Here is a 7,609-nt window from a genome sequence, read left to right on the forward strand (position 1 = left end):
CATGTTCACGATGCGACGCGGCCGCGGCGCGGCTTCGTCGTGGGCGCGCGCCGCCGGCCTGAGCCTCGCGTTGGCCGTGCTGTGCGCAGGTGCGCACGCGAAGCCGTCGCTGGCGCAATACGGCGAACCGAAATATCCCGCGAATTTCACGCATTTCGACTACGCGGATCCCACCGCACCAACGGACGGCAAGCTCAGCTTCCAGAACTACAACGAATTGCAAAGCTACGATTCGATGAATCCGTTCCTCGTGCGCGGCGCGCCCGCGCCGGACGTGCAGCATCTGATGTTCGACACGCTGATGCAGCGAAGCTGGGACGAACTCGCATCCGAGTATCCGCTGATCGCGGACGACGTGGAGGTGGCGCCGGACTTTTCTTCGGCGACGTTTCACATCAATCCGGCCGCGCGCTTTTCCAACGGTGATCCGATTACCGCCGCCGACGTCAAGTATTCGTTCGACACGTTGACGAGCCCGCGCGCGTCGCCCGTCTTCAACGCGCAGTTCGCGGTGATCCGGCGCGCTGTCGTGCTCGACCGGGCAACGGTGCGCTTCGACTTCAAACGCGCCGAGCGCGATGCGCCGCTGATCGCAGGCGACTTGCCGGTGTTCTCGCCGAAGTGGGGAATGCGCGCCGACGGCAAGCGGGCGCCGTTCGACCAGATCGCGAACGAGGCGCCGGTATCGAGCGGCCCGTACCTCGTCGAATCGCGCAAGAGCGACAAGGAAATCACTTACAGGCGCAATCCGGCATATTGGGCCGCGGACCTGCCGTCGAGGCGCGGCATGTACCGTTTCGCGCACATCACCTTCAAGCTGTATCGCGACCACTACACCCAGCTCGAAGCGTTCAAGGCGGGCGACGCCGACGCGATCGTCGAATACAGCGCAACGCAGTGGGCGCGCAAGTATGTCGGCAAGAACTTCCAGAACGGCTCGCTGGCGAAAGGCACCTTTGCGGACGGCCCCGCGCAGATGCAGGGCATGCTGATGAATCTTCGCAAGCCGATGTTCCAGGACGTGCGCGTGCGCCATGCTTTGACGCTGGCGTTCGACTACGACTGGATGAACCGGATGATGTTCTATGGCCAGTACAGGCGCACCAAAAGCTATTTCGACGCGAGTCCGTTCGGCGCGACCGGCATGCCGGGGCCGAAGGAACTCGCGCTGCTCGCGCCGTACCGCGCGAGTCTGCCGCCCGAAGTGTTCGGCCCGATGGTGCAGCCGCCCAGTACGCTGCCGCCCAATTCACTGCGCGGCAATCTGCGCGTGGCCCGCGACCTGCTCGCGCAAGCCGGCTGGCGATACCGCGACGGCGCGCTGCGCAACGCGAACGGCCAGCCGATGAGAATCGAGATCATTGACGACCAGCCAGGCATGGACCGTCTGATCCTGCCGTACATGCAGGCGCTCGCGAACCTCGGCATCGACGCGCATTTGCGCCAGATCGACAGTGCGTTGTATCAGAAGCGGATCGACAACTTCGAGTTCGATATGACCACGTATATCTACTTACCCGTGACGATTCCGGGCGTGGAACTCGAGCGGCGCTTCGGCAGCGCGGCGGCCTCGCAGGTGGGCTCGGAAAATTACCCCGGCATCCGCTCGCCCGCGGTCGACTCGCTGATTCGCGCAGCGCTCGCCGCAACCACTCTGGACGACCTGCAGGCAGCGACCCGCGCGCTTGATCGCGTGCTGATCAACTCGTATTACCTCGTGCCGGAGTACCACGCACCGGGGGCGCGCATCGGCTACAAGACGACGCTCGGGTTTCCGAAGATCGTGCCGGCGTCATACGGATACGAGGACTGGGTGATCAGTTACTGGTTCGCAAAGCGGCCAGCCGGCAGCGCGGCCGCGGCCACGGCCACGGCTCACTAGCCTTCGAGGAGCAGCATGCTTGCCTACATTCTCAGACGATTGCTGTTGATGGTGCCGACGTTGCTCGGCGTCGTCACGCTGACGTTCGTCGTTACGCAGTTCGTGCCGGGTGGGCCGGTCGAGCAGGTGATGACGCAACTCCGCCACGGCGCCGGCCGTGGCGGAGAGGCGGGGGCGGGCGGCGGCGGTTATCACGGCAGCCAGGGCGTCGATCCGCAGCAGATCGAGCAGATCAGAAAGCAGTTCGGCTTTGATAAGCCGCCGCTCGAGCGCTACGTGCTGATGCTCAAACACTATGCGCGCTTCGATCTCGGGCAGTCGTATTACCAGCACGCGCGAGTGTGGGACGTGATCTGCTCGAAGCTGCCGGTGTCGATCACCCTCGGGCTATGGACGGTGCTGCTGACGTATCTGGTGTCCGTGCCGCTCGGCATTGCGAAGGCGGTGCGCAATGGTTCGCGCTTCGACACCGCGACAAGCGTGCTGGTGCTCGCCGGTTACGCGATACCCGGATTCGTGCTTGGCGTTCTGCTGCTGATGCTGTTTGGTGGCGGCACTTTCTGGCAGGTGTTTCCGATGCGCGGCCTCACGTCGGACAACTTCGCGGAGCTGAGCGCCCCCGGCAAGCTGCTGGACTATCTGTGGCACATCGTGCTGCCGGTGACGGCGTCGGTGGTCGGCAACTTCGCGATCGTCACGATTCTCACCAAGAACACCTTTCTCGAGGAAATCGGCCGGCAGTACGTGCTGACGGCTCGCGCAAAGGGCGCGGCCGAGCGCGACGTGCTGTGGAAGCACGTGCTGCGCAACGCCGCCATTCCGCTGCTGACAGGTTTGCCGGCGGCGTTCGTCGGCGCGTTCCTGAACGGCAATCTGCTGATCGAAACCCTGTTCTCCCTCGACGGCATGGGTCAGCTTTCATACGACTCCGTCATTCGCCGCGATTATCCGGTCGTGCTCGGCTCGCTGTTCCTTTTCACGCTGATCGCTCTCGTAACCAAACTCATTGCTGACGTCTGCTATGTCCTCGTCGACCCGCGCATCCAGTTCAACCGGCTGGACCGATGAAGTATCCGGCGCAATGCGCCAGGCGGTGCCGTCCCCGTGGCGGCGCACGTGGCTGCGCTTTCGGCGGCAGCGTCCCGGCTACTGGAGCCTCGTGATCTTCGCGTCGCTGTTCGTGCTCAGCCTGCTCGGCGAGGTACTGTCGAACGACCGGCCGCTCATCGTGCGTTACGGCGGGCACTATTATTTTCCGATCGTGAAGGATTATCCGGAGACGCTCTTCGGTGGCGACTTTCCGGCGCGTGCGAATTACCTCGATCCTTATATCCGCTCGCGGCTGGAGTCGAACGGCAACTTCGCGATCTATCCGCCCAATCGCTTCCACTACGACACCATCGACTATTTCGCGGTGCATCCGTATCCGGCGCCGCCCACTTCGTCGAACTGGCTCGGCACCGATCAATACGGCCGCGACGTGCTCGCGCGGCTGCTGTACGGCTTCAGGCTGTCGGTATGCATGGCGCTCGCGTTGACGGTGTCGGGCGTGCTGATCGGCGTGGCCGCGGGTGCCGTTCAGGGCTTCTACGGCGGACGCACCGACCTGTTCGGGCAGCGCCTGATCGAAATATGGAGCTCGATGCCGGACCTGTATCTGCTCATTATCTTCGCGTCGATCTTCGAGCCGACGCTGTGGCTGCTATTCATTCTTCTGTCCATGTTCGGCTGGCTCGTGCTGTCCGACTACGTGCGCGCGGAGTTTCTGCGCAACCGTTCACTCGACTACGTCAAGGCCGCCCGCACGCTGGGGCTGTCGAACTGGCAGATCATCTGGCGCCATGTGCTGCCGAACAGTCTCACGCCAGTGATCACCTTTCTGCCGTTCCGGATGAGCGCCGCGATCCTCTCGCTCACCAGCCTCGATTTTCTCGGCCTCGGTGTGCCGCCGCCGACGCCGAGCCTCGGCGAGCTGTTGCAGGAAGGCAAGAACAATCTCGACGCCTGGTGGATATCCGTCTCCGCGTTTGCCGCGCTCGTCGTCACGCTGTTGCTGCTGACGTTTATTGGCGACGCACTGCGTAATGCGCTCGACACCCGCTCGCGCGGTTCCGCTTTCGGTGGAGCGCCGCGATGAACCGCGCGCCCATCGAGCGGCCCTTGCTCCAGATAGAGGGGTTTTCCGTGCGCTTCGGCGACCGCTTCGCGGTGCGCGATCTGAGCCTTTCCATTGCGTGCGGCGAGCGGCTCGCGCTGGTCGGCGAATCGGGTTCGGGCAAGAGCGTCACGGCGTTGTCCATCTTGCGGCTCGTCGATCATGCGCGCTTGAGCGGCCGGATTCTGCTCGACGGCGAAGACCTGCTCGCAAAAACCGAGCAGGAGATGCGCGGCCTGCGCGGGGCGGACGTAGCGATGGTCTTTCAGGAGCCGATGACTGCGCTCAATCCGCTTTTCACGATCGGCAAGCAGATTGCCGAAAGCGTGCGTCTGCACGAGGGCGGGCGGCCCGACGCGGCGCGCGCGCGCGGCATCGAGCTGCTCAGGCGCACGGGCATTGCCGAGCCGGAGCGGCGTATCGACAGTTTTCCGCACCAGTTGTCAGGCGGCCAGCGTCAACGCGCGATGATCGCGATGGCGCTCGCCTGCCGTCCGCGCCTGCTTCTGGCCGACGAACCGACGACCGCGCTCGACGTCACGGTGCGCCAGCAGATTGTCGATCTGCTGATCGCGCTTCAGGAGCAGGAGGCCGCCGAGCGCGGCATGGCCGTGCTGCTCATCACGCACGATCTGAATCTCGTCAGGCGTTTCGCGCAGCGCGTCGCGGTCATGGAAAAGGGCGTGCTCGTTGAAACGAATAGGACAGAGGCGTTGTTCGCCGACCCGCGGCATCCGTACACGCAGCGTCTGCTCGACAGCGAACCGCGCCGGTCGATTGCTCCGCTCGAAAAAGGCGCGCGCCGTCTGCTCGACGTGCAAGGGCTCAGTGTCGACTACAGCACGTCCGCCAAAGGCTGGCGCTCGCTATTTGCCCGCTCGACCTTTCGCGCGGTGCACGATGTCGATTTCAGCTTGCGGCGCGGAGAGACGCTCGGCATTGCCGGAGAATCGGGCTCGGGGAAGTCGACGCTCGCGGCCACCGTGCTCGGCTTGCAGCGCCCGGCCTCGGGCCACGTGCATATCGACGGCATGCCGTTATCGCTGCTGACGACCGCGCGGTCGCGGCGGGCGTTGTACTCGCGCATGCAGGTGGTGTTTCAGGATCCGTTCGGCTCGCTCTCGCCCAGAATGACGGTCGAACAGATCGTCGGCGAGGGCCTTGTCATGCATCGGCCTGAGATGGGTGCGGAGGCCCGGCGCGTGCGCGTTGCCGCATTACTGGAGGAAGTGGGGCTGCCCGCGGATGCGATGCCGCGCTATCCGCACGAGTTCTCCGGCGGCCAACGTCAACGGATTGCGATTGCCCGCGCGCTCGCGGTGGAGCCTGAACTGCTCGTGCTGGATGAACCGACAAGCGCGCTCGACGTTTCGATCCAGCAGCAGGTGCTGGCATTGCTGGTGCATCTGCAGAACACGCGCAGGCTAAGCTACCTGCTTATCACGCACGATCTTGCCGTGATGCGGGCCGTCGCTCACCGCGTGATCGTGATGAAGGCGGGGCGCGTCGTCGAGACCGGCGACACGCTCGAGGTTTTGCATGCACCGTCACATCCGTACACGCGCGCGCTGCTGGCTTCGTCATTAATGTCGCCGCAGGCGCAGGCGCAGCCGCAGCCGTAGCCTCAGCCTCAGCCTCAGCCTCAGCCTCAGCCTCAGCCTCAGCCTCAGCCTCAGCCTCAGCCTCAGCCGCGGCTGCGGCCGCAGCGGCAGATCGGCTCGTACAAGCCGCACGGAGCATACGGTCCTGAACGACAGGGGCCATGCCCGGGGCGTGTCGCCGCGAGGTAAATCGCGCGGCTTGATGCCTTTGGCCACGGCGGGTGGAGGTTGACCAGGTCGCTGCATCCAGGCGCAAGTGGCGAACCGGTCCAGCCACTATCTCCACGCGGGCCGCTCAACGCTCGGTGTTGCTGACGCCGTGTCGGTTGCGTGCGCTTGCACGCGAACTGTACGAGCCCAACCGTCTAGAACAAGCCGAAGTCTTCGTTGCTGTCGGGAATCGCGTTAAGAAGATCCCGCAGCGCGCGCCAGCCGAACAGTCCCGCCAGCGCCAGCGCGAGCGCGAGCAGGCGGCTAACATTTACGCGCAGGGCTTTCGTCTGGTACTGCAGCACACAGCTTGTCATCGCCGTCTTCCTCATTCATGGGCTCCTGCGTGGCCATTCGCCCAGTTTGGCTTGTTTGGCTTGTTTGGCTTGTTTGCCCCATTCGATTTATTTGCCCCACCTCGTACGAGCACCGCTAATGCCTGCGCCAGGGTCGTCGGACCAGTGCGGCGCTCGCTTACGTTGGCCTCGACATCGATGCGGCCGGCGTTATGAGCGTCGTATAGATCGATGATGAGCCGCGCGTGTGCCTCGCCAAGACCGGCACGTTCGAGCATGGCCGCCCATTGCTCGCGCGGCACCGCCTGCGCCGTGATCGCGCGGTCCGCCAGTTCGCCGATGGTGCGTGCGACATCGAGAACGCTCACGCGCTGTTCGCTTTCGATGCTCACCACGCGCGGCGCATGCCGTGGCGGTTTTGCGTCCAGCAGCAATTGAGCGGCCAGTGCGCCGACGTCCTGCGCGGCGACCGTAGGAAAGCGCTTATCTAGCGGATGATGAAGACTCGGCAGCGCGCCGGTGGACAAAGCAACGGGCAGCACGCGTGCCCAGTTGTGCATGTGCTCGGCTGCACGCAGGAACGTGAGCCGGGTGTCGAGCGTGCCGAGCCGTGTCTCCAGGTAGTGGAATAGCGTGGTGATGCCGGTGCCGCTCGCATGCTCGGCGCCGTAATCCGACAGCGCGAGCACGTGTTCAGGCGGGTTCGCGCGCAACGCGTCGACGCTCGCGTCGATCATGCTGCGCATTTCGCGCGCCGGGTCGGCATGATCGCGCGGCACCGGACACAGTATCTGCACCGCCTTTGCGCCGTCGAGGGCGCGAGCCATCGACGCGCGGTCGCGCAGGTCGGCAATCGCAATGTCGCAGCCAATCTCGGCGAGCGGCGCGGCCTGCGCGGCACTGCGAAGCACCGCACGCACGTCGTGGCCGGCGCGCCGCAATGCGGTAGCGCATGTTTTGCCTACATTGCCGCCTGCTCCAAAGATCACGAACACATGAGGCTCCTTAGTGGATCGTCATGGACGGATCATAGAGACGGGCGCTACGCAAAACGCGCACGCGAAGATGCAGATGAGCAGATTCGGATGATCGCTTGCGCGCGGTAGCTGCTTTCTGCTGGCGGCGAGGGACGGGCCGCGAGAGTAACGGCGCGGAGGAACGGAGCGCACACGGCTTGCCGAGCGCCGGAAGCGCCGAAAGCGCCAAAGCGCCAAAGCCCCAAAGCGCCAAAGCCCCAAAGCGCCAAAGCCCCAAAGCGCCAAAGCCCCAAAGCCCCAAAGCCCCAAAGCCCCAAAGCCCCAAAGCCCCAAAGCCCCAAAGCCCCAAAGCCCCAAAGCGCCAAAGCGCGGCCGCCAAAAACCCGGCAAAATGCGCAGACAGACCGCCATCCGCGAGGCCAACCATGAGCGCCGTCACACCCGCCGCCACACCGATCCAAGCACCGATCCCACCGGCACACGGCGGC

General features: G+C 64.6%; 7 protein-coding genes. 4 read left to right on the top strand and 3 right to left on the bottom strand.

The features are described from left to right. The first annotated feature begins 10 nt into the window (after positions 1–10). The 4 genes from F757_RS0127095 to F757_RS0127110 are packed head-to-tail and all read left to right on the top strand — an operon-like array spanning position 11 to position 5,659. A complete protein-coding gene (locus F757_RS0127095) occupies positions 11–1,882 on the top strand; it encodes an extracellular solute-binding protein (RefSeq protein WP_035467493.1) in 1,872 nt (623 codons plus the stop codon). A 15-nt stretch (positions 1,883–1,897) separates the two neighbouring features. Beyond that, positions 1,898–2,950 (top strand): microcin C ABC transporter permease YejB, encoded by a 1,053-nt coding sequence (locus F757_RS0127100; RefSeq protein ID WP_027214123.1) that lies wholly within the window; start codon positions 1,898–1,900, stop codon positions 2,948–2,950. Continuing rightward, a complete protein-coding gene (locus tag F757_RS0127105; RefSeq protein WP_027214124.1) occupies positions 2,904–4,019 on the top strand; it encodes an ABC transporter permease in 1,116 nt (371 codons plus the stop codon). The genes F757_RS0127100 and F757_RS0127105 overlap by 47 nt, the downstream gene beginning before the upstream one ends. Beyond that, positions 4,016–5,659: an ABC transporter ATP-binding protein gene (locus tag F757_RS0127110; RefSeq protein ID WP_027214125.1), complete on the top strand. Its 1,644-nt coding sequence runs from the start codon at positions 4,016–4,018 to the stop codon at positions 5,657–5,659. The genes F757_RS0127105 and F757_RS0127110 overlap by 4 nt, the downstream gene beginning before the upstream one ends. Positions 5,660–6,003: 344 nt before the next feature. Here the strand turns inward: F757_RS0127110 and F757_RS35930 are convergent, their stop codons facing one another. The 3 genes from F757_RS35930 to F757_RS36890 form a co-directional block, all read right to left on the bottom strand. Continuing rightward, on the bottom strand, positions 6,004–6,180 hold the full coding sequence (locus tag F757_RS35930) for a hypothetical protein (RefSeq protein WP_156923748.1): 177 nt from the start codon (positions 6,178–6,180) through the stop codon (positions 6,004–6,006). After that, the gene (locus F757_RS34200; protein WP_035467489.1) at positions 6,177–7,139 is read right to left on the bottom strand and encodes an NmrA family NAD(P)-binding protein; all 963 of its coding nucleotides are present in this window, start codon (positions 7,137–7,139) and stop codon (positions 6,177–6,179) included. Before F757_RS34200 ends, F757_RS35930 begins: the two co-directional genes overlap by 4 nt. 10 nt (positions 7,140–7,149) lie before the next feature. Then, positions 7,150–7,609 (bottom strand): hypothetical protein (locus F757_RS36890; protein ID WP_269661137.1); only part of this gene is annotated, 460 nt, incomplete at its 5' end.

Source organism: Burkholderia sp. WSM2232 (assembly GCF_000472545.1).
In the GTDB taxonomy this organism is placed as follows: domain Bacteria; phylum Pseudomonadota; class Gammaproteobacteria; order Burkholderiales; family Burkholderiaceae; genus Paraburkholderia.